16 protein-coding genes are annotated in these 21305 nt (G+C 42.4%); 5 read left to right on the top strand and 11 right to left on the bottom strand.

What is annotated here, in order from left to right:
* The first annotated feature begins 91 nt into the window (after window positions 1–91).
* Both DBK98_RS14245 and DBK98_RS14240 read left to right on the top strand, forming a co-directional pair.
* Complete coding sequence (locus DBK98_RS14245) at window positions 92–2305, top strand: bifunctional (p)ppGpp synthetase/guanosine-3',5'-bis(diphosphate) 3'-pyrophosphohydrolase (protein WP_005805717.1); 2214 nt, start codon at window positions 92–94, stop codon at window positions 2303–2305.
* A 2-nt stretch (window positions 2306–2307) separates the two neighbouring features.
* Window positions 2308–2694 (top strand): diacylglycerol kinase family protein, encoded by a 387-nt coding sequence (locus DBK98_RS14240; protein ID WP_005820113.1) that lies wholly within the window; start codon window positions 2308–2310, stop codon window positions 2692–2694.
* Window positions 2695–2774: 80 nt separating this feature from the next.
* Here the strand turns inward: DBK98_RS14240 and DBK98_RS14235 are convergent, their stop codons facing one another.
* From DBK98_RS14235 to DBK98_RS14220, 4 genes are all read right to left on the bottom strand, one after another.
* Window positions 2775–3941 carry an MFS transporter gene (locus DBK98_RS14235; RefSeq protein ID WP_005777500.1) on the bottom strand — a complete coding sequence of 389 codons (1167 nt, stop codon included), beginning with the start codon at window positions 3939–3941 and terminating at the stop codon, window positions 2775–2777.
* A gap of 7 nt (window positions 3942–3948) precedes the next feature.
* A complete protein-coding gene (panB, locus tag DBK98_RS14230) occupies window positions 3949–4770 on the bottom strand; it encodes a 3-methyl-2-oxobutanoate hydroxymethyltransferase (RefSeq protein WP_005777498.1) in 822 nt (273 codons plus the stop codon).
* 91 nt (window positions 4771–4861) lie between these two features.
* Entirely contained in the window at window positions 4862–5590 is a 729-nt protein-coding gene (locus DBK98_RS14225) for an alpha/beta hydrolase (RefSeq protein WP_032536053.1), read from the bottom strand.
* 14 nt (window positions 5591–5604) lie between these two features.
* Entirely contained in the window at window positions 5605–6600 is a 996-nt protein-coding gene (locus tag DBK98_RS14220) for a quinone-dependent dihydroorotate dehydrogenase (protein WP_022011729.1), read from the bottom strand.
* A gap of 145 nt (window positions 6601–6745) precedes the next feature.
* On the opposite strand from DBK98_RS14220, the gene DBK98_RS14215 reads away from it, so the two are divergent.
* Complete coding sequence (locus DBK98_RS14215; protein ID WP_005805709.1) at window positions 6746–8032, top strand: IS1380-like element IS613 family transposase; 1287 nt, start codon at window positions 6746–6748, stop codon at window positions 8030–8032.
* A 12-nt stretch (window positions 8033–8044) separates the two neighbouring features.
* Window positions 8045–8236: a hypothetical protein gene (locus tag DBK98_RS23310; RefSeq protein ID WP_005805706.1), complete on the top strand. Its 192-nt coding sequence runs from the start codon at window positions 8045–8047 to the stop codon at window positions 8234–8236.
* Between the two features lie 36 nt (window positions 8237–8272).
* Here DBK98_RS23310 and DBK98_RS14210 read toward each other — a convergent pair whose 3' ends face one another.
* On the bottom strand, window positions 8273–8935 hold the full coding sequence (locus tag DBK98_RS14210; protein ID WP_080546188.1) for an HAD family phosphatase: 663 nt from the start codon (window positions 8933–8935) through the stop codon (window positions 8273–8275).
* A 107-nt stretch (window positions 8936–9042) separates the two neighbouring features.
* Here DBK98_RS14210 and DBK98_RS14205 point away from each other — a divergent pair, with 107 nt between their 5' ends.
* The gene (locus DBK98_RS14205; protein ID WP_022011727.1) at window positions 9043–10407 is read left to right on the top strand and encodes an MATE family efflux transporter; all 1365 of its coding nucleotides are present in this window, start codon (window positions 9043–9045) and stop codon (window positions 10405–10407) included.
* A gap of 83 nt (window positions 10408–10490) precedes the next feature.
* Here the strand turns inward: DBK98_RS14205 and DBK98_RS14200 are convergent, their stop codons facing one another.
* From DBK98_RS14200 to DBK98_RS14175, 6 genes are read right to left on the bottom strand one after another with little or no spacing between them, the layout of a single operon-like run.
* The gene (locus tag DBK98_RS14200) at window positions 10491–12800 is read right to left on the bottom strand and encodes an FtsX-like permease family protein (RefSeq protein WP_032529937.1); all 2310 of its coding nucleotides are present in this window, start codon (window positions 12798–12800) and stop codon (window positions 10491–10493) included.
* A gap of 11 nt (window positions 12801–12811) precedes the next feature.
* The gene (locus DBK98_RS14195; protein WP_032536052.1) at window positions 12812–13486 is read right to left on the bottom strand and encodes an ABC transporter ATP-binding protein; all 675 of its coding nucleotides are present in this window, start codon (window positions 13484–13486) and stop codon (window positions 12812–12814) included.
* 15 nt (window positions 13487–13501) lie between these two features.
* Window positions 13502–15796, bottom strand: coding sequence for an ABC transporter permease (locus DBK98_RS14190; protein ID WP_022011724.1), 2295 nt, complete (start codon window positions 15794–15796; stop codon window positions 13502–13504).
* A 23-nt stretch (window positions 15797–15819) separates the two neighbouring features.
* On the bottom strand, window positions 15820–18129 hold the full coding sequence (locus tag DBK98_RS14185) for an ABC transporter permease (RefSeq protein ID WP_032536051.1): 2310 nt from the start codon (window positions 18127–18129) through the stop codon (window positions 15820–15822).
* 13 nt (window positions 18130–18142) lie between these two features.
* On the bottom strand, window positions 18143–18817 hold the full coding sequence (locus DBK98_RS14180) for an ABC transporter ATP-binding protein (RefSeq protein WP_032536050.1): 675 nt from the start codon (window positions 18815–18817) through the stop codon (window positions 18143–18145).
* Window positions 18818–18849: 32 nt separating this feature from the next.
* Complete coding sequence (locus DBK98_RS14175) at window positions 18850–21144, bottom strand: ABC transporter permease (RefSeq protein ID WP_032536049.1); 2295 nt, start codon at window positions 21142–21144, stop codon at window positions 18850–18852.
* Between the last annotated feature and the right edge of the window lie 161 nt (window positions 21145–21305).

Genomic DNA, 21305 nt, shown 5'->3' with positions numbered 1-21305 from the left:
AATTCATGCCCAAAAATACAAAAAAAGGAAGAGGACACCCTACAAAACCCGGAAAAAAACTATCTTTACCGACGATAAATTTGAGCTGCTTATGGAAAGAGATGAATTCTTTACGAAAGAAGAGAGAGAATTATTGTTCTCACTATACAAAAAACTACTGCGCCTCACCGGAGAAACCTTACAAAAAGGAGACTGCAGAAAGCTGAAAAAGCACCTTATCGACTCCACACAGAACAATGCGATGCAAAGGGACAGTTTTGGTCTGAATCCTGTCATCAAAGATATGCAGACTGCTGTAATCGTAGCCGAAGAAATCGGTATGAAACGGGCATCTATTCTGGGTATCATGTTACACACACCGGTGCGTTGTCACTCGTATACAATAGAATATATTCAACAGGAGTATGGCGAAGATGTAGCTGGAATTATCCGGGGACTCATTAAGATTAATGACCTTTACGATAAGAGTCCGACTATCGAATCGGAAAATTTCCGTAACCTGTTGTTGTCTTTTGCCGAAGACATGCGTGTGATCCTGATCATGATCGCCGACCGTGTAAACGTGATGCGGCAAATAAAGGATGCCGAGAATGACGAGGCCCGCAGACGAGTGGCTAATGAAGCCGCCTATCTGTACGCTCCGTTGGCTCACAAACTGGGATTGTATAAACTGAAATCGGAGCTGGAAGATTTGTCATTGAAGTACACCGAACATGACATTTATTACCACATCAAAGAGAAACTGAACGAGACGAAAAAGTCACGTGACCGTTATATTGCCAACTTCATCGCTCCGATACAACGGAAACTGGAGGAAGCGGGACTGCATTTTCACATGAAAGGACGCACCAAATCCATTCATTCCATCTATCAGAAAATGAAGAAACAGAAATGCCAGTTCGAAAACGTGTATGACTTGTTTGCCATACGTATCATTCTGGAATCCCAGTTCGAAAAAGAAAAGCAGGAATGCTGGCAGGCTTACTCCATTGTGACGGATATGTATCAACCTAATCCGAAACGTCTGCGTGACTGGCTGTCGGTTCCCAAAAGCAATGGTTACGAATCATTGCACATCACTGTAATGGGGCCGGAAGGAAAATGGGTCGAAGTGCAAATCCGTACGGAACGTATGGACGAGATAGCCGAGCGCGGACTGGCCGCACATTGGAGATACAAAGGCGTGAAAGGTGAAAGCGGGTTGGACGAATGGCTGACTTCAATACGCGAAGCATTGGAGAATACAGAAAACGACCTAGAAATGATGGATCAGTTTAAACTGGATCTGTATGAAGACGAGGTATTTGTGTTTACGCCGAAAGGAGACCTCTTCAAACTGGCAAAAGGAGCTACGGTACTCGATTTCGCTTTCCACATTCACAGCAAATTGGGGTGTAAGTGCATCGGTGCAAAGGTGAACGGTAAAAATGTACAGCTGAGACAAAAGTTGAATAGCGGAGATCAGGTAGAGATTATGACATCGAACACACAGACTCCGAAACAGGACTGGCTGAACATTGTCACTACCTCAAAAGCCCGTACGAAGATCCGCCAGGCCCTGAAGGAAATGGTAGCACGCCAGCACGATTTCGCCAAAGAAACATTGGAACGGAAATTCAAAAACCGGAAGATGGAATATGACGAAGCAGTAATGATGCGTCTGATCAAACGCCTGGGATTCAAGAATGTGACAGAGTTTTATCAGAATATTGCCGACGAAGTGCTTGACGTGAACGACATTCTGGATAAATACATCGAACAACAGAAACGGGACGGTGAACGTGATGAAGTGATCTACCGCAGTGCCGAAGAATACAACCTGCAAAACCAGATAGACGAAACCACTGTCACTAAAGAGGATGTACTCGTCATTGACCAAAACCTGAAAGGACTGGACTTCAAGTTGGCCAAATGTTGCAACCCCATATATGGAGACGACGTATTCGGATTTGTCACTGTATCCGGAGGTATCAAGATTCACCGCAACGACTGCCCCAATGCGGGACAGATGCGCGAACGTTTCGGATACCGTATTGTCAAAGCACGCTGGGCCGGAAAATCGGAAGGTACTCAATATCCGATCACACTCCGTGTAGTGGGTCATGATGACATCGGTATTGTGACCAATATCACCTCTATCATATCAAAAGAGAATGGCATCTCACTGCGTTCCATTGGAATTGATTCGAACGACGGACTCTTCTCGGGCACGCTGACCATTATGGTGAGTGACACCGGACGACTGGAGGCACTGATTAAAAAGCTACGCACAGTGAAAGGTGTAAAACAGGTTAGCAGAAACTGAGAATGGAAAAATTCAGTATAAAAAAAAGGATACAAAGCTTCGGATATGCCTGGAAAGGCATTCGGAGTTTTGTAAGCAAAGAGCATAATGCCTGGATACACTGTGTGGCAATCATCACAGTAACAATCGCCGGATTTTACTTCGGTATCACCCGGAACGAATGGATAGCCATCATACTTTGTTTCGGAATGGTACTGGCAGCGGAGGGATTCAATACAGCTATAGAAAGATTAGTCAACCTCGTATCCCCGGAACACAATCCGATTGCAGGTGATGTGAAAGATATTGCGGCAGGTGCAGTGCTGATATGTGCCATAGTTGCCGCCATCATAGGAGTCATTATCTTCATGCCTTATATGCTTGCGGTTTTATTGTGCAACATGGGATAGACAATAAAAACGAACTCCGTAGTTTTGCGACAATTCATCACCAAACTACGGAGTCTGTTTTTCAGATATACATATATCGTTTATCTCACCTTCTTCCTTTTAAAATAAGGATATGTAATCAGGACAAAGAAAGCCAGAGCCACGATTGCCGCCAACAATCCTACCCGACAAACCACATGTTCATTAGCTGTGAGATGTAAGTGACAGGCAGATGCAATACCTAAGCCGACTCCAAGTTCCCATGCAAGTAAATGAGTCGTATTGGCCGTGCCACGCTGGCAATGTTGAGACAGCTTGACAAACATCATCAAGAATTCCGGAGTAACCAATCCAAGTCCTAATCCCATCAATATCGCTGCCGGGACATTCCAACCGGTTTCAGGAGAAAACAACAAAGCCATCGCTCCGATCATAGTTATCAACCCGGTGACTATCTGCAGCCATATCTTGTTATCATAACGGAAAAACAGTCTCACCACCATTACTGACAAGAGAAAACCGACTCCGGCCAAAGCAAAGAAAGGTATCAGTTCACCTCCTACCGGCACATCACTTGGCGCACCGGCAAGCACAGGAAGCAACAATCCGGGCACAAAAGCGATCAACATCAGGTTAAATGCCGGAATAAATCCACGGGGAAGCAGAAAACGGTCCATCGAACAAACCTTCATCCCTATTGGTGCACGGAAAGGCACATATACCCTCGACACAAACAGCATTCCCAAGGCTCCCGATGCGACAGAAACATATAACAGAGTTTCAAAGCCATGTGTCCGGAATAAAAACACTCCTAACGCTGTCCCTATAATCATCCCCAGACGTGCTGCCCAAGAAAAGACTACATTGCCGGCACTGCGAAAAGTGGAATTGGTGACATCAATGGCCAATGTAATGCCTGCCGTAGCAGCCATTCCAAAGGAGATTCCCTGTACCAAGCAAAGCAACAACAGATGTGTGGCACTTTGCACAAGTGTGTAACCGGCAGTCGCCGCTACCATTATCCCAAACGAAAGCATACATATATATTTTCGCTTGTAGACATCGACCAGATACGCATGAAACGGGCCGATAAAAAACATGGCAAGCGTAAAAAGTATATATATTCCCCCCGTCTGACTGACTGGCACGCCCAAACGTGAAGCCATCACTACCGGAAGCACAGGGTACAACAGGTACAGGGATATGAACAACAATAAATTAGCAAGGCATATCCGCATAAAATGCAATGTCCATAATTTAGTTGCCATACGACAATTAATATTGTTCTTTCTCGTTCGGGAAGTCGCAGTTCTTTACGTCCGAAACATAGTGGCTGATTGCATCAGTCATCACCGTATAGAGGTCGGCATAACGACGAAGGAAACGGGGACGGAAACCATTGTTCATACCCAACATGTCCTGAATAACCAATACCTGTCCGTCTACATCGCCACCGGCACCAATGCCGATAACCGGAATAGTCAGTTCGCTTGCAACGCGGGCAGCCAATGCTGCGGGAATTTTCTCAAGCACAAGCCCGAAACATCCGGCTTCTTCAAGCAGATGTGCATCACGAATCAGCTTCTCTGCTTCTGCATCATCTTTGGCACGAACGGTATATGTACCGTATTTATTGATAGATTGCGGCATCAGTCCGAGATGTCCCATCACCGGAATACCGGCACTCAGGATACGCTTCACAGTGTCGAGAATCTCTTCGCCGCCTTCCAGTTTCAAAGCATCAGCGTGGCTCTCTTTCATAATACGGATAGCCGAAGCAAGCCCTTCCATCTCATTTCCCTGATAAGAACCAAAAGGCATGTCAACTACTACCATTGCACGCTTCACACCGCGCACAACCGATTTACCATGATAAATCATTTGATCGAGAGTAATAGGAAGTGTAGTTACATTGCCTGCCATCACATTTGATGCAGAATCGCCTACAAGGATAACATCGATACCGGCACCGTCTACAATCTGCGCCATAGTATAGTCATACGAAGTAAGCATAGATATTTTTTCGCCTCTTTGCTTCATTTCGATCAGGCGATGAGTCGTCACTTTTCTTGTGTCATCTGATATATAACCAGCCATATCCAATCTTTTTAAATTAAAAATCGGGCGCAAAGGTATAACTTTTAATTCATACCATACAAGTAAAAGCGAATAAATTAGCGCATCCGCATTAAAAGGTCAGCAACCATTTTTGCAGTTCATCAGTCCATAACTTCTTATATATGAAGCTATCACGAAATCCGAAGCTATGTCCGCCTTCCGGATAAATATGCAGTCCGGCAGAAACCCCATGTTTCAATAATGCTGTATAATAGACAATACTGTTGAGAGGAGATACCGCCTGATCATCCTCAGCCAAAACAATGAATGTACGAGGAGTATCGGCTGTGACATGAAGTTCAAGAGATAATGTCTCTTTCAGACTTTCCGGAATAGTTTCTCCCAACATACGTCCGCGTGAAGGCAAATGGGTCAGTCGGTCGTTCATGCTGATAACAGGATAAAGCAATACCTGAAAGTCGGGGCGGTCGGTCCCGGTATAAAGAGTTGCGGCAGTAGCAGCAATATAGCCTCCGATAGAAGCTCCCATAACACCCAGTTGATGGATTCCCCACTCTGCCGACTGGCGGCGGATCAGGCGAATCGCTTCACGAATATCTTCACGAATCACTTCAACATCACCATGAGGCATGCGATAATTCAGTACGGCATATGTGATACCCAGATTATTAAACCATACGGCAAAATCGCGACCTTCATGATCTGAAGCTACTTGATTGAATCCGCCACCGGGACACATAATAATGGCTTTACCTCCTGGCTTACGAGCCGGATAAACCCAAAGAGTAGCCGAAAAAGCATCTTTTCCTAATGAATATTCAATAAAACTCTGTTCCATAACTTTATTCCTTATTATTTAATTTCCTGAATCATCTTTTTCACTATGCCCGGCCCTTCGTAAATAAACGAAGAATAGATTTGTATCAGATTGGCCCCCGCATCCAACATTCGACGGGCATCGGGGGGAGTAATAATTCCGCCTGCCCCTACTATCAAAAGGCTTTTTCCGGCATGGGCACGCAAATAGCCGACGGCTTTTAATGACTTCTCCCCTATCCCGCGTCCACTGACTCCACCGGCTCCGATCTTCTGCAATTGTGCAGGCGAATAACCTTTTAAACAAGTACGCTCCATGGTAGGTCCGGTAGCTATCACCCCATCTACCCGGTACAGACGAGTACAGTCGATCACATCATCCATTCCTTCTTCTGTTATATCGGCAGGAAGTTTGAGAAGTACCGGAACATGTATATTCTGTTCCAGACGAAAAGCAGCCAGCGTTTTGAGTACCCGCTTCATCAGAGTAATCTCCACCGATCCCCAATTAAGCGTGAAATAGCCGGCATAAGGATATAACTCTTTGTATAAATGCAAAAAGTCTGCCACAGCTTGTTCGCCTTCCGAAGAGGGATTCTTATTGATATTTACACCTAAAACATATGAACCGTGTTTCTGTTCAAGACGGCGTTTAATAATATCCAATCCGGGATTATTGAAACCTGTACGGGAAATTAAAGATTCACACTGAGGTAAGCGAAAAATACGGGGACGGGGATTTCCATCCTGGGCATCGGGAGTGACAGTACCGACTTCAATAAATCCGAAACCATAATCGGCCAATTCATCAAAAACCTCGGCACCTTTATCGAAACCGGCCGACAGGCCGATACGGTTTCGGAAAGTAAGATGGTTCCATATCAACTGTTTGTCGGAACAAGTATAGAGATGACGCATCCAGCATTTGCACCATGGCAAATGCCGGTAACATTTGAGGAAGGAAACCAACAAGGTGTGTACCTTTTCGGGTTCCATCAGAAATAAAACAGGGCGAATCGTTTGCTTATACATGATTTTCTCCTTAATTCCGCAACACTATTATAAAATATTTTTTTTAAGTACCTGAGCAACAAAAAGTTGCTCAGGATTTTGCCATGTCAGAGGATTCACTTAACTTAGTGTTGCAAAAAAATAATCAAACAAAACCTCATCAGGCATGGCAAAAATACAAATAAAATCCGAGAAGCTCACTCCTTTTGGAGGAATATTTTCAATCATGGAGCAATTTGACTCCACATTGTCATCTGTAATCGACTCGACACTCGGTCTAAGGTGTAGCTCGTTCGGTTATCAGTACAGTGAAATCGTCCGTTCCCTCATGAGTATCTACTTCTGTGGTGGCTCATGCATTGAGGATGTCACTACTCATTTGATGAACCATCTCTCGCTCCATCCGACACTTCGTACTTGTAGTTCTGATACTATCCTCAGAGCGATAAAGGAACTGACGCAAGGAAACATCTCATACACATCAGATACGGGTAAGAACTACGATTTCAACACGGCTGACACACTCAATACCTTACTGCTCAATTGTATGTTTGCATCCGGCCAACTGAAAGAGGGCGAGATGTATGATGTTGATTTCGACCATCAGTTCATAGAGACTGAGAAGTATGATGCAAAGCCTACATACAAGAAGTTCCTTGGTTATCGCCCTGGCGTGGCGGTTATTGACGACTTGATTGTTGGCATTGAGAATAGCGATGGTAACACCAACGTTCGTTTTCATCAGAAGGACACGCTGAAGAGATTCTTTGAGAGATTTGAGCAGAACGGACTTACAATCAATCGTTTCAGAGCTGATTGTGGATCATGTTCCGAGGAAATCGTGGAGGAAATAGAGAAACACAGCAAATCCTTCTATATCCGCGCAAACCGCTGCAGTTCGCTCTACAATGACATCTTTGCTCTTAGAGGCTGGAAGACTGAGGAAATCAATGGCATTGAGTTCGAATTGAACTCTATTCTTGTTGAGAAGTGGAAGGGTAAAGCATACCGACTTGTGATTCAAAGACAGAAACGGATGGACGGTGTGCTGGATCTTTGGGAAGGAGAATACACATACCGTTGTATCCTGACTAACGACTATGAATCTTCCACAAGAGAAATTGTCGAGTTCTATAACCTTCGTGGAGGAAAGGAACGTATCTTCGATGATATGAACAATGGTTTCGGGTGGGACAGATTGCCCAAATCCTTCATGGCAGAGAACACTGTGTTCCTTCTTCTTACGGCACTTATCCGTAATTTCTACAAGGCCATTATCCACAGACTTGACGTAAAGAGGTTCGGACTCAATGCAACAAGTCGCATAAAAGCGTTTGTCTTCAGGTTTGTCTCTGTACCAGCCAAGTGGATCAGAACATCAAGGCGGTATGTGCTGAATATCTATACCTGTAATAATGCTTACGCAGATATTTTTCAGACTGATTTTGGATAACGCCTACAACTTATGGGTATGATACTGCGTATTGCCTCAAGTCGCATAGTGGGGCAAGGGGATATTGTGGGCAGAAGTGGGTATTTCAGCCTCAATTTATCTGCTAATTCAGTGATGAGAGGACGTTTAGACGCAAGAAGGACGCTGAAGAGCTTAGTTGCGGATTTGAGGTTTCTCTCTTTTTTTAATACCATGCAAAGCTAAGGGATTCTTCCCTGAGATACTATTCAATCTTTCTTATCAGATATAACGTGAAGTTATAGTCAGCAGCTTTTCGTAAGTCATTCCTTTGAAATCGTCTATCACATAGTCTGCCTTATCAGCAATAGCTTCGCGTGGATTTGTAGTTGCCAATCCGACAACAGTGGCACCGGATGCTCTGCCGGCCTGTAAACCATGAAATGAATCTTCGAACACATAGGAATCTTTTGAATCGGAACCGAAAATCGTCATTCCCAATAAGAAACATTCCGGATCGGGTTTAGAACGTTTAAAACGCTCAGCGGTCAATATTTCATCAAAAAGGGATTTAAACTCGGGATGTGCACGATAAACATTCTCCATTTTAGCTGTATTGGAACTGGTGACCAAGGCTATTTTTACACCATGCTGACGCAGATCTGCTATAAACTCAACTATTCCGGGAACATAGTCATAACTCATTTCTATTTCAAAACGATTCAATGCCTCGGTTATGTCCCTTTGTTTCTCCGGTTCTCCCGCAAAGTATTTATCATAAATCTGTACCAGCGTCTGACCTTTAACCTTGGAACCGAAGTTTTCATCGTTTACGTACTTTTGTCCCATTTCATTCCAGAAAACAGTATATTGTCCTTCTGTATCGACAATTACACCATCACAATCGAATAATGCGGTAATCTTCTTTGTTGTATCCATAAACATTCTTTTACCTGTTTGTTAAACTCTGTGGGCAAAGTTCAGAATAATCATCGAATCAGGCAAATTATTTGTACCTTTGCCGCACTTAAAAATATGTAACGCTTCACTATATGGCACAACAAACCGATCCTCGTATACTGGGCACAGAACCTATTGGCAAACTTCTGTTACAATACTCCATCCCGGCCATCATCGGAATGACTATTACGTCACTTTATAATATCATCGACAGCATTTTCATCGGGCACGGTGTCGGTCCCATGGCTATCTCCGGACTGGCTATCACTTTTCCGCTAATGAATCTGGTCGTGGCCTTCTGCGTGCTGATCTCTGCAGGTGGTGCCACCATCTCCTCCATACGCCTGGGGCAAAAAGACATCAAGGGAGCAACCGATGTTTTGGGAAATACATTAATGCTTTGCCTGACGAATGCAGTGCTGTTCGGCGGACTGGCTTATCTGTTTCTGGACCCGATATTGTTTTTCTTCGGTGCCAGTAGCGGCACACTTCCCTATGCCCGCGATTTTATGCAGGTAATTCTTCTGGGAACTCCCATCACCTATACCATGATCGGACTTAACAACGTGATGCGTGCCACCGGATATCCGAGAAAGGCAATGCTGACATCATTGGTGACGGTTATTGCCAATGTTATCATCGCCCCTGTCTTCATTTTCCATTTCGGTTGGGGAATTCGGGGAGCTGCCATGGCCACAGTCCTGTCACAGTTTATCGGAATGATATGGGTAGTAAGCCACTTCCGTAACAAAGAGAGTTTCGTTCACTTTATGCCGGGCTTCTGGAAGATGAAGAAACGCATCATCGGCAGCATTTTCTCTATAGGAATGTCTCCCTTCGCCATGAATGTCACGGCATGTATCATCGTCATCCTCATTAATAATAGTTTGCAAAAATACGGTGGTGATATGGCTATCGGTGCCTACGGTATCATTAACCGACTACTGATGCTGTATGTGATGGTAGTTATGGGATTAACAATGGGAATGCAACCCATCGTCGGATACAATTATGGTGCACAGAAGATTGACCGCGTGAAACATACGCTCCGTCTGGGTATCATCGTCGGTGTATTGATTACGAGCAGCGGCTTCGTTATCTGTGAACTTTTTCCGCATACAGTTTCGGCTATCTTTACCGACAGCGATGAACTGATTGACATGGCATCGTCCGGACTACGCATTTGCACGCTGATGTTCCCGTTCGTAGGTGCACAAATCGTTATATCAAACTTCTTCCAGAGTATAGGGATGGCTAAGATCAGTATCTTCCTGTCACTCTCACGCCAGTTAGTATACCTGCTTCCGGGATTACTTTTGCTTCCCCCTTTATACGGTGTAAAGGGAGTATGGATCAGCATGCCTGTCTCTGACGGATTGGCTTTCATAACAGCGGTAGTGATTTTGATGGTATATATTAAAAAGGTAAAAGAGAAAGCATCCGGACAGAGCCTCTAACCCTATGAAACAGAGGCTTGGTATAGATACGACAGAGGCTCAGTTTCAGTGAAACCGAGCCTCTGTCGTATAGTCTTGAAACATTACTCAGATTTAATGCTGTTCACCGGATTTTCGTTGGCCACTTTCCATGCCCGTAGCATTACGCTGACAACAATCAACAGCAACACAACCAATGCAATGCTGAGGTACAACCAGGCACTGGGGACAATGGCATCGCTAAACTGCTCAAGCCATTTACCACCGACAAACCAGGCTGCTGCTGCACCCAATAGTACAGCAGGCAAGGCTGTCCAGAAAATATCTCTTGAAAGAAGTTGCAAAACATCTCCGGCCTCAGCCCCATTTACTTTACGGATCGCAATCTCTTTACTACGACGACTGACTTCATCGTTAGTATAGCCGAAAAGTCCCATCAAGGTAATCAGCAGGATGGAAATAGAAGCAATGATTACCGAATCGCGGAAACGACGAATCGCTTCGTATTGCTGATCGATTATTTCCTGCAAAGGGATAAACACAATATCCTTCGTAGTAAACAGTTCTCCCATCTTTTGATTGAGAGCTTTCAAATTTTGATCGAATGGTTCTTTCAAACGTACATGGGGAGCTCCGGAAGCAAAAGGACTGCTGATATACATCACTATATCCTGAGGAGTATATGCACTTCGTATCGGAAAATCCTTTGCGACTCCCACAACAGGAAGAGAAGTCCCGATATTGACCTGTTTACCTACCGCACTGTCTTCCCAATGCATCTTCCGCACAAATTCTTCATTTACAATAGCCTGTTTGGGAGAATCAAAATTTTTACCATCAATAAGCTGAACTCCCATCATTGACAAAAAGTGGTAATCGCACATTGAAGTATGTGCATCGAAAAGCAACTTTCCTGTACTGTTGTAGACACTGAAACCACTATAGTAATCGGAAATAGGAAACCAGGCAAAAGCAACATCTTCTACCATCGGCAAACGACGTATATCAGAACGGGCATTATCAACTTCGTCATCGCTGAAGTAACACCTCGCAACAGCTATCCGTTCAGGATTATAATTCAACTCACGATTCATCACACTATAGTATTGAAGCAATACGACTGCCAATAAACCAAAGACAAAAGGTACTCCGGCAAACTGAACAAAAAGTAACGGGCGCTTCCAGGTTGTCTTCCGTTCGGTATAACGACGAAAAACCTGACTCACCGGAATAGACGAAAACATATATCCGGGTATCACTCCTGCCACGAAGAAAACAACTGCTATCACAAGCAAAGGCACCCATAAGGTCTCCCAAGTGAAAAGTGCACCGACCGAGGCGTTCAGCGTATCCTGAATCAGTTCCCTAAGATTCAGAATCAACAGGCCGACCAATACGAGTGCAGACAATATAATAAACATGGTTTCCCATAAAAACATACCGAATATGTTACCATCACTGGCCCCACTGCATTTATGGACTCCCACTGCTTTTGCACGACGTGCCAATGACGATACGGAAATCAAGACATAGTTCAAAGCAGCTATCAATAAAATGGCAAAAGCAAGAACCGACATGATAAGCACCATTTTTCGAACCTCCGGCTGACTACTGTGGTACTCAGATATAGGTTGAAAAGAATACTCTTCAGAAAAACCATCCTTCCCCTGCGGAAGATACTTTTTCTGCATTTCCGGTAACCGTCCGGCAACCCTCTCAGGAGCTTCCGTATCATTATGGAAACGAACCACCCCCATGTAACTGATATCATATCCCCAACCGGCACGATCCTCTCCCATCCGCTTATACAAAGTAGCAAACGATACGATTACATCATATTTCAGGTCTGTATTCTCCGGCTGATCGGCAAATACTCCCCGTACAGTGACCGGATAGTTCTTTTCCCATAACATGGTTTGCCCGATAGGGTCTGCATCACCAAAGACACGTCGTGCCAATGATTCATTAATGAAAATAGCGTCGGGAGCCACTAAATCAGCTTTGTTCCCTTTCAGCACTTCTACCCCCATAGTTGGGAGGAAGTGATCGTCTGCATAAATAGTCTGCTGTTGATCAAAACGTTCGTTTCCTTTAAAAAATATTTGCTGACCAACATTACGCAGCACAGTAGCCTCTTCCACCTCATCAGGAAAGTTCTCCCGGATAGCAGCAGGCATTGCACCATAAATATAAGGACTTGGCTTCTCCTGCTTTCCTTCATAGGAGTAAGAAGCCTGTATCAGAAACAGGTTTCTTGACTCCGGATAAAAATGGTCATAACTCAGTTCAAACGCGACCCGGGCAAACAGTAGAAGTCCGACAAACAGTCCCAAAGTTAACGAAATAATCTTAATGACATTTGAACTGCGTCCACGGACTAAGGTCCGAATGGTATAATATATGTGTCTTAGCATATTGATCTTTATTAAGCCTTTACACTTGCCACCACGCTACCGTCAAACAGATGCACCGTGCGATGGGCAAATGAAGCATCATGTTGGGAGTGGGTCACCATAATAATTGTTGTTCCCTCTTTATTCAATTCGGTCAACAGATTCATTACCTCCGCACCATTCTTGGAATCAAGGTTACCCGTCGGTTCGTCAGCAAGAATCAATTTCGGGTTAGTCACAACTGCACGGGCTATAGCCACGCGTTGTTGTTGTCCACCGGAGAGTTGCTGTGGGAAATGCTTGGCACGATGACTAATATTCATCCGGCGCAGCATATCTTCTACCATCTGACGCCGTTCAGAAGATTTTATACCCAAATAAGTGAGAGGAAGTTCCACATTTTCGTAAACATTCAGTTCATCTATCAAATTGAAACTCTGGAAAACAAAGCCCAGTTTACCCTTACGTACCCGTGTACGCTCCTTCTCCTGAAGACCGGCTACCTCCTGGCCCATCAGCTGATAAGAACCTTCTGTCGGGTTATCAAGTAATCCCAAAATATTGAGCAACGTAGACTTGCCGCAACCGGAAGGTCCCATAATGGCAACAAACTCGCCCTCCTCTATATCCAGGCTCACATGGTTTAACGCTACGGTTTCTACTTCAGAAGTACGAAAGACTTTACTAATGTCACTAATCTGTATCATAATTTATTTTATTTGTTATTCACTCTTAATACTATTCACCGGATTTTCATTGGCGATGTGCCAGGATTTCCAAATAATGCATATAATGATAAAAGCCAGTAGGCAAATAGCTATTGCTACATACCAGCCTATACTTATACATACCGTATCCCGAAATTGGCTTATCCATATTTGACTTACTAAGTAAGCTCCATATGTACCGATAGCAATTGAAGGAATAGCTACCCAGAAGATATCTTTAGATAACAAAAGCAAAACAGAACTTACTTCGGCGCCATTTATCTTACGAATAGCTATCTCTTTACCACGTCTGCGAACTTCATCATTCGTATACCCGATCAATCCCATCAAAGTGATAAACAGAATCGTTATAAAAGCCAATATAGTAGTATCACGAAATATCATTGTAGGACGATAGCCCCTTTCCAAATCCCGCTCCAAAGAGGTGAACTCTATTTCTTCTTGTGGATATATCTTTTTCATTTCATTATTCAACATACGCAGATTATCTGCAAAAGGTTCTTTAAGACGTACATGCATATTTACTAAATTAGTCCCCCATTCAATTTCTATGGGTTCATAGTCAGGTGGAAGCGTACCAAAACAGCAAGGAGCGAGTATTCCTACCACTGTTCCTCGATTAGGGATTATTTCACCAACGCCACTACCTGTCCAACCCATCTTTTCTACATAGGGTTGATTGACCAGAAACTGCCTTTCGCCAGTGAGGTTTTGCCCGGCCTTAAGCCGAAGCCCCATAAGTGGGACAAAATCTTTGTCAAATATACCACAACGGGGAGTAAAAAGAGCATTCCCGTTCTCATCAGTCACCTGTCGGTTCCCAAGCCACATCATACCTCCCTCAGCAGTGGCTACCCCTTCTACATAAGGCAACGATTTCAAATTATTACGTGCATTATCCGGCTCAGCAAACTTATGCCAACAAGATGCTATACGTTCCGGTCGATACCCCATATCTCTATTTGTAATATAATGGAACTGAAAAAAAGTCACACACATCAATCCAAAAATAAAAGCTACTCCTGCAAATTCTATAAATAGAAGTGTCCGCTTCCAACCCATATTCCCTTTAGTGTAATGATGGAAAACCTGCGTTACCGGAATTGAAGAGAAAACTTTTCCCGGCAATACACCTCCAATAATAAACAAAAAGGCAACTACCGACAATGGAGCCCATAGATTGTGCCAAGTGAAAAGAGATGATAACGACACTCCCGCCAATTCTTCAATTTTTTCCTGGAACTGGAATAAAAGTACTACCATGAAAAGCAGAGAGATCCCTATAATCAAAGCTGTTTCATATATAAACATCGAAAGTATAGCCCTATCAGACGCACCATTACACTTGTGAACACCGATTCCTTTTGCCCGCTGAGAAAGTGAAGAAATAGAAATAAGTACATAGTTCATAGTGGCGGCAAAAAGAATGGCAAATCCTAATAAAGACATTATTAAAATTGTCTTCCGCACATTAGATTGCTCCAAATGAATAGTACGTAAAGGTACTACAAACATATGTAAATGCAGATTCATTTCAGGAGGAATGTGCTTTGCAATCACCTTATCAATACCGGCATTGATAGCATCAGCGCTTCTTTCTCCGTCTTTTAAGCGGATAAAAGCATTATAATTACCACCACTCGTCCAACCCGAACGTCCCCAACCATATTTATTATGGCTGGCAAAAGAAAGAACCATTTCGTGACGTTCCAGCGATACATTATCCGGAAGATCGGCATAAACTCCTCTCACCAAAGCTTCAACTTGAGTGCCCCAAACCATCAGATGTAAGGTTTTTCCTATAGGATCCTCTTCACCAAATACTTCTCGTGCAACAGACTGTGACAAAAAAACCACATCTGGGTTGGTCAAATCATTCGGATTGCCATTAATAACTTCTATCCCCATGGTACGAAAATAAAGAGAGTCAGATAAAATGAAAGACCGATTCAACTTTCGGTTGCCTATCTTTAAAGTAGTTCCGAAAGACAAACTCGAAAAAGCTGCACTTTCTACCTCTTCCGGAAATTCCTCAGCAATGGTAGAGGCTACCGGAATCAATGTATATACTCCGGCATTCCCTTTAATCACTCCATTCTCAACCCACTCCGTTTTTACGATGTAAAGATCATCCACATCCTGAAAAAAGTTATCATAACTAAGCTCAAAAGCAACTCGAGAGAATAAAATAATAGAAACTAATAACCCCAATGTCAGAGATATTACTTTAATGACATTACTTCCGCGTCCGCGAATCAATGTCAGAATGGTATAATAGAATTGTTTCATCGTTTTTACATATTAAATCATCACTATTCATTTTTTATGCTATTCACCGGATTCTCATCAGCAATATGCCAAGATTTGCCAGTGACACTTCCTACAATCAATAACGATATTAATAAAAGAAGCAAAAGAAAATGCCATGCGCTGAGACTAATTTGATCGGTAAATTGCTCCAACCATTTGTTTCCAACGACATAGGCCAATACAATCCCAATAAAAATGGATGGTAAAGCAATCCAGAAAATATTCTGATTCAAAAGATTAACAATATCCCACGACTTAGCCCCATTCACCTTACGGATGGCAATTTCTTTACTGCGGCGTTGCACTTCATCATTCACAAACCCCAATAACCCCATCAATACGATCACTAAAATCGCAACAGAAGCCACAACCACGGTATTACGAAAACGGCGCACTTCCTGATATTGATTATCGACCTCTTGACGGGCAGATCGGAATTGAATATCTTCCGTAGGAAATGTTTCCTTCATCAAAGCAGTGATTTTCGAAAGATTCTCTGTAAATGGTTCTTTCAAAATCAGATTCCGTTTATTAGCTTCCCATCTCCTTTCCAAATTGTTTACCAATGCCACAGGAACTTGTGGCTGATATGCGCTTTGCGCCACATAATTTTTAAGTACCCCAACCACAGTACCCCACTCATAGTTAGCTTCCATCAATTTCTGACCTATAGGCGAATCAACCCATCCAATTTGCCGTACCAATTCTTCATTTACCAATACTTCACCATCCTGACGGACATTACGTCCCTGCAAAATCTGTAATCCTAAATTCGGAACATAATGCTCGTCTATAAATTCGACACGCCCCATGAAACGTTTTCCATTAATATCAGTAAAAGATTGCCTCATATGCCCATCATAAATAAATGAAGCACTATTACAAGATGTCTCAATAAAAGGTAATCCTCGGAGAATGCCATCTATTTTATCCATCGAATCAAATGGTCCCCACCCTATAACTAAATTATCTACTCTATAGCCCATATTCCGACTCATAACCTGATTATACTGTAAAAGGATAATCATTAATAATCCCAATATGAAAGCAACTCCTGCAAATTGCACAAACAACAATGGGTATTTCCAAGAAACACGGTATCCAGTAAAACGATGAAAAACTTGTGTCACAGGAATTGAAGAGAAAAGTTTTCCCGGTAACAAACCAATCAGTAAAAACAATAAAATGATTACTAATGCAGGTACCCATAGAGTACGCCATGCAAATAGTGTCGCCAATGAAGCACCAAACAAGTCTTCTATTTCCAGTTTAAAACAAAGTAAAAGGACTATGACAAATAAAAGAGAAATTAAAATCAATAATGCCGATTCCCATAAAAACATACAATATATATGTCCAGTTGATGCTCCACTGCATTTATGTACTCCTACTGATTTGGCCCGCTGTGGCAAAGAAGAAATTGAAATAAGTACATTATTCATTCCAGCAATCAGCAAAATAATAAATCCGAGAATCGATAGGATATTCACAATCTTACGTGATTCTTTTTTTTGCAAATGAAATTGAGAAGGAGTTATAAACGAAAATTCTTCAGACCAGTCTTTAGTATACTGCATATATTTTTTCATCATTTCAGGCATACGTGCCGTCACCTTCTCTACATCTTCCGAATGGCGAAAACGAACCATACATATATAGCTGATATCACCCCGCCATCCACCACGTTCATCTCTAAATCTTTTTGCACGAGTCACAAATGAATAGACCCCATCAAAACGAAATTCAGCGTTCTCAGGAATATCTTCAAAAACGCCCCGAACTGTTAATGGATAATCAATGTTAATCATTACTGTCTTTCCAATGGGGTTAGCATCAGCAAAAAGACTTCGGGCAAGAGAACGAGACACAAACAATGCATCCACATTGTCCAACTCAGACACATTGCCGGAAAGTACTTTAATGCCCAAAGTGGAAAAGACATGGCTTCGAGAAGTAGCCAGTATTACATCTTTTTTTTTCTCGCCTTCATGATAAAGTGAACTACGACTAAACAAATCAATCAAAGTTGCATCTTCCACTTCATCAGGAAAATTTTCACGAATTGCCACCGGAAGTTTTCCGTAATTATCATAAACGGGCTCTTTCTTCTCACCCTGCGAAACAACTGTGCGTAAAGTCAGAAAAAGTTTTTCCGACTCTTGATAATAGCTATCGTAGTTTAACTCAAATGCTACGCGGGAAAAAAGCAATATTCCAACAAATAGTCCCAAAGTCAGTGAAACAATCTTGATGATATTGTTTCCCCGTCCTCGCAGTAATGTCTGAATGGTATAATATATATGTCTTAGCATATTGTGATCTTTATTAAGCCTTTACACTTGCCACCACGCTACCGTCAAACAGATGCACCGTGCGATGGGCAAACGAAGCATCATGTTGGGAGTGGGTCACCATAATAATTGTTGTTCCCTCTTTATTCAATTCGGTCAACAAATTCATTACCTCCGAACCATTCTTAGAATCGAGATTTCCCGTAGGTTCGTCAGCAAGGATCAATTTCGGATTAGTTACTACCGCACGGGCAATGGCTACACGCTGTTGCTGTCCTCCGGAAAGTTGCTGCGGGAAATGCTTGGCACGATGACTAATATTCATCCGGCGCAGCATATTCTCTACCATCTGACGCCGTTCAGAAGATTTTATACCCAAATAAGTGAGAGGAAGTTCCACATTTTCGTAAACATTCAGTTCATCTATCAAATTGAAACTCTGGAAAACAAAGCCCAGTTTACCCTTACGTACCCGTGTACGCTCCTTCTCCTGAAGACCGGCTACCTCCTGCCCCATCAGCTGATAAGAACCTTCTGTCGGGTTATCAAGTAATCCCAAAATATTGAGTAACGTAGACTTGCCGCAACCGGAAGGTCCCATAATGGCAACAAACTCGCCCTCCTCTATATCCAGGCTCACATGGTTTAACGCTACGGTTTCTACTTCAGAAGTACGAAAAACTTTACTAAGATCATTAATTTGTATCATAATCCTTTTTATTTTAATCGGTTTATTTTTGTTTATTCATTCTTTATACTCTTTACAGGATTCTCGTTGGCTATGTGCCAGGATTTTATCATCACACTAATCACAATTACAGCCATTATAGCCAAAGCAATCAGTACAAACCAATACACCTTCAAATGAATCTGTTCGGTAAATTGTCCCAACCAATGAATACCCATAAAATAGGCTCCTGTAGCACCTAACAATACGGCTGGCAGAGCTACCCAAATGACCTCCTTGGAAAGTAATTTTAATATATTGGAAGCTTCGGCACCATTCACCTTACGAATAGCTATTTCTTTGCTATGACGACGTACTTCATCATTAGTATATCCTATCAGTCCCATCAGTGAAATCAGCAAGATAACAATAAAAGCCAATATCACGGCATTGCGAAAGCGAAGTACGCTTAAATATTGGTTATCAATGGTTTTCTGTAATGATATAAATACAATATCTTCAGTAGGATACATTTCTCTTATTGTTTTATTAAGCAGACGAAGATTTTCCTCGTAAGGTGCCTTGAGCCGGACGTGATAACAATCATTCACATCCTGTTGCCCCATAAATACCACCGGTTTTAATTCATTATAATAACTGCTTACCGGAAAGTCTTCCATCACTCCCACAACTGTAAAATCCTCATATCTCATGCCCACAGCCCCATCAGTCCAATGGATAGACTTTACAAACTTTTCATTTACCAGAACCTGATTGGGACCATCCAAATTCTTCCCTTCTTTAATACGAATCCCCATAAACGGAGCATAATTATATGAACAAACATTCAGACGGGCTGTGAATACAATAGTTCCGTTATCATCAGCAACAGGCTGACCGCTATAACCGGAAGTTATGTTTGACCAACAGACTGCAACATCTTTTACCATTGATAAACGACGGAGATTATCCAAAGCAGATTCCGGATCATCAAAGCTGTGATAAGTGAAAGCCACTCCGTCAGCATTATACCCTAAAGGTTTGGTTGTAATCCGATTGTACTGTATAAGAACCACGCACAATACACCAAAAATAAAAGTCATCCCGGTAAACTGTACAAAAAGCAGAGACCGTTTCCAACCTCTCCTCCCTTCAGTATAACGTCGGAACACCTGAGTGACAGGAATAGAGGAAAATAGATATCCGGGAATGATACCGGCAAATAAAAACAGAACCAGAATAACACAAACAGGTACCCAGAGAGTTCTCCATGCAAAAAGAGAACTTAAAGAAGCGGAAGCAATATCCTCTATTTGCTCATCAAAATTTAAAACCAAGCTACCGACCAATATCAAAGATACCAAAATGATAATGCTTGTCTCCCAAAGAAACATCGAAAAGATGTTTTTGCTACTGGCTCCACTGCATTTATGTACACCTATCGCTTTGGCACGACTTGCGAGTGACGAAACAGAAATCAAAACATAATTCATTGCAGCTATAAAAAGGATAACAAATCCCAATAAGGACATAATCATTATCATTTTATGTACAACGGGAGTCTCTGCGTAAACTTCACGGATCGGTTGAAGTGAATAGCGCATTCCAAAGCCGTCATTTTCAAGATCGAACGGCAAGTACTTTTCAATCACCTTATCTATCCGAGAGTTCACTTTCTCCAAACTTCCGGTCTCTTTCAGGCGAATATACCCTTCGAAACTATCGCCACAAGTCCAGCTGACACATTCCCACTCATATTTTATGATGGTAGCAAAAGATATTACCACATCATGGCGTAAAGAACTATTCTCCGGAATATCCGCATAGACACCTTTAACAGTCATGGGAAAGGAACGCTTATAAAGTAGTACTTTCCCTATCGGATCTTCATTGCCAAATGCTTTTCGTGCAAAACTCTCGGAAATGAACATGGTTTCCGGATTACCCAGCTCATGCGGGTTACCTTTTAGGACCTCAATACCCATCGTCCGAAAAAAAAGAGAATCGGCAAGAATGACCTTAGGCTCCAAACGAGTATTTCCATTGAACAAAGTATTACTACGACTTTGCACACGCACCACTGTAGCCGACTCAATATCTTCGGGAAAGTTTTCACTAATAGCAGCCGGAACAGGAGCCATCACTGTCGGGTAAGGACCTTTCTTTTCACCATCCTTATAATGCACTGTAACATTGACGGCACATAATTTATCAGCCTCGTAATAATGGTTGTCAAAACTCAATTCAAAAGTAACACGTGCAAAAAGCAGTATCCCCATAAATAATCCCAAGGTCAACGAAATAATTTTAGCCAAATTTAAGCCCCGCCTATTAAGAAGAGTCCGGAAAGTATAGTAAAGTTGTCTCATATCTCTGTCTGTATATTATTATTTTAGAAAAACAGAAGTAACTCAATAATTATAAAGTTATTTATCTATTATAAAGCAGAAAGCGTGCCAAGAGGATTTATCTATTGACAATCAAACCATTGCATTTCACCATCTTCATTCTACCTGTCTAATTCTTAGAC

The sequence above is a fragment of the Bacteroides sp. PHL 2737 genome (assembly GCF_004115325.2).
GTDB classification, from domain to species: Bacteria; Bacteroidota; Bacteroidia; order Bacteroidales; family Bacteroidaceae; genus Bacteroides; species Bacteroides hominis.
Note: the sequence above shows the minus strand (reverse complement) of the source record. Positions and strands in the feature narration are given on the sequence as shown.

Excerpts from the sequence above, each read along its gene's own strand:
- DBK98_RS23310 (WP_005805706.1), top strand. The coding sequence starts at position 8,045 with ATGGGTATGATACTGCGTATTGCCTCAAGTCGCATAGTGGGGCAAGGG.
- DBK98_RS14235 (WP_005777500.1), bottom strand. The coding sequence starts at position 3,941 with ATGGCAACTAAATTATGGACATTGCATTTTATGCGGATATGCCTTGCT.
- DBK98_RS14215 (WP_005805709.1), top strand. The coding sequence starts at position 6,746 with ATGGCAAAAATACAAATAAAATCCGAGAAGCTCACTCCTTTTGGAGGA.
- DBK98_RS14245 (WP_005805717.1), top strand. The coding sequence starts at position 92 with ATGGAAAGAGATGAATTCTTTACGAAAGAAGAGAGAGAATTATTGTTC.
- panB (WP_005777498.1), bottom strand. The coding sequence starts at position 4,770 with ATGGCTGGTTATATATCAGATGACACAAGAAAAGTGACGACTCATCGC.
- DBK98_RS14225 (WP_032536053.1), bottom strand. The coding sequence starts at position 5,590 with ATGGAACAGAGTTTTATTGAATATTCATTAGGAAAAGATGCTTTTTCG.
- DBK98_RS14180 (WP_032536050.1), bottom strand. The coding sequence starts at position 18,817 with ATGATACAAATTAATGATCTTAGTAAAGTTTTTCGTACTTCTGAAGTA.
- DBK98_RS14175 (WP_032536049.1), bottom strand. The coding sequence starts at position 21,144 with ATGAGACAACTTTACTATACTTTCCGGACTCTTCTTAATAGGCGGGGC.
- DBK98_RS14190 (WP_022011724.1), bottom strand. The coding sequence starts at position 15,796 with ATGAAACAATTCTATTATACCATTCTGACATTGATTCGCGGACGCGGA.
- DBK98_RS14205 (WP_022011727.1), top strand. The coding sequence starts at position 9,043 with ATGGCACAACAAACCGATCCTCGTATACTGGGCACAGAACCTATTGGC.
- DBK98_RS14195 (WP_032536052.1), bottom strand. The coding sequence starts at position 13,486 with ATGATACAGATTAGTGACATTAGTAAAGTCTTTCGTACTTCTGAAGTA.
- DBK98_RS14240 (WP_005820113.1), top strand. The coding sequence starts at position 2,308 with ATGGAAAAATTCAGTATAAAAAAAAGGATACAAAGCTTCGGATATGCC.
- DBK98_RS14185 (WP_032536051.1), bottom strand. The coding sequence starts at position 18,129 with ATGCTAAGACATATATATTATACCATTCAGACATTACTGCGAGGACGG.
- DBK98_RS14200 (WP_032529937.1), bottom strand. The coding sequence starts at position 12,800 with ATGCTAAGACACATATATTATACCATTCGGACCTTAGTCCGTGGACGC.
- DBK98_RS14210 (WP_080546188.1), bottom strand. The coding sequence starts at position 8,935 with ATGTTTATGGATACAACAAAGAAGATTACCGCATTATTCGATTGTGAT.
- DBK98_RS14220 (WP_022011729.1), bottom strand. The coding sequence starts at position 6,600 with ATGTATAAGCAAACGATTCGCCCTGTTTTATTTCTGATGGAACCCGAA.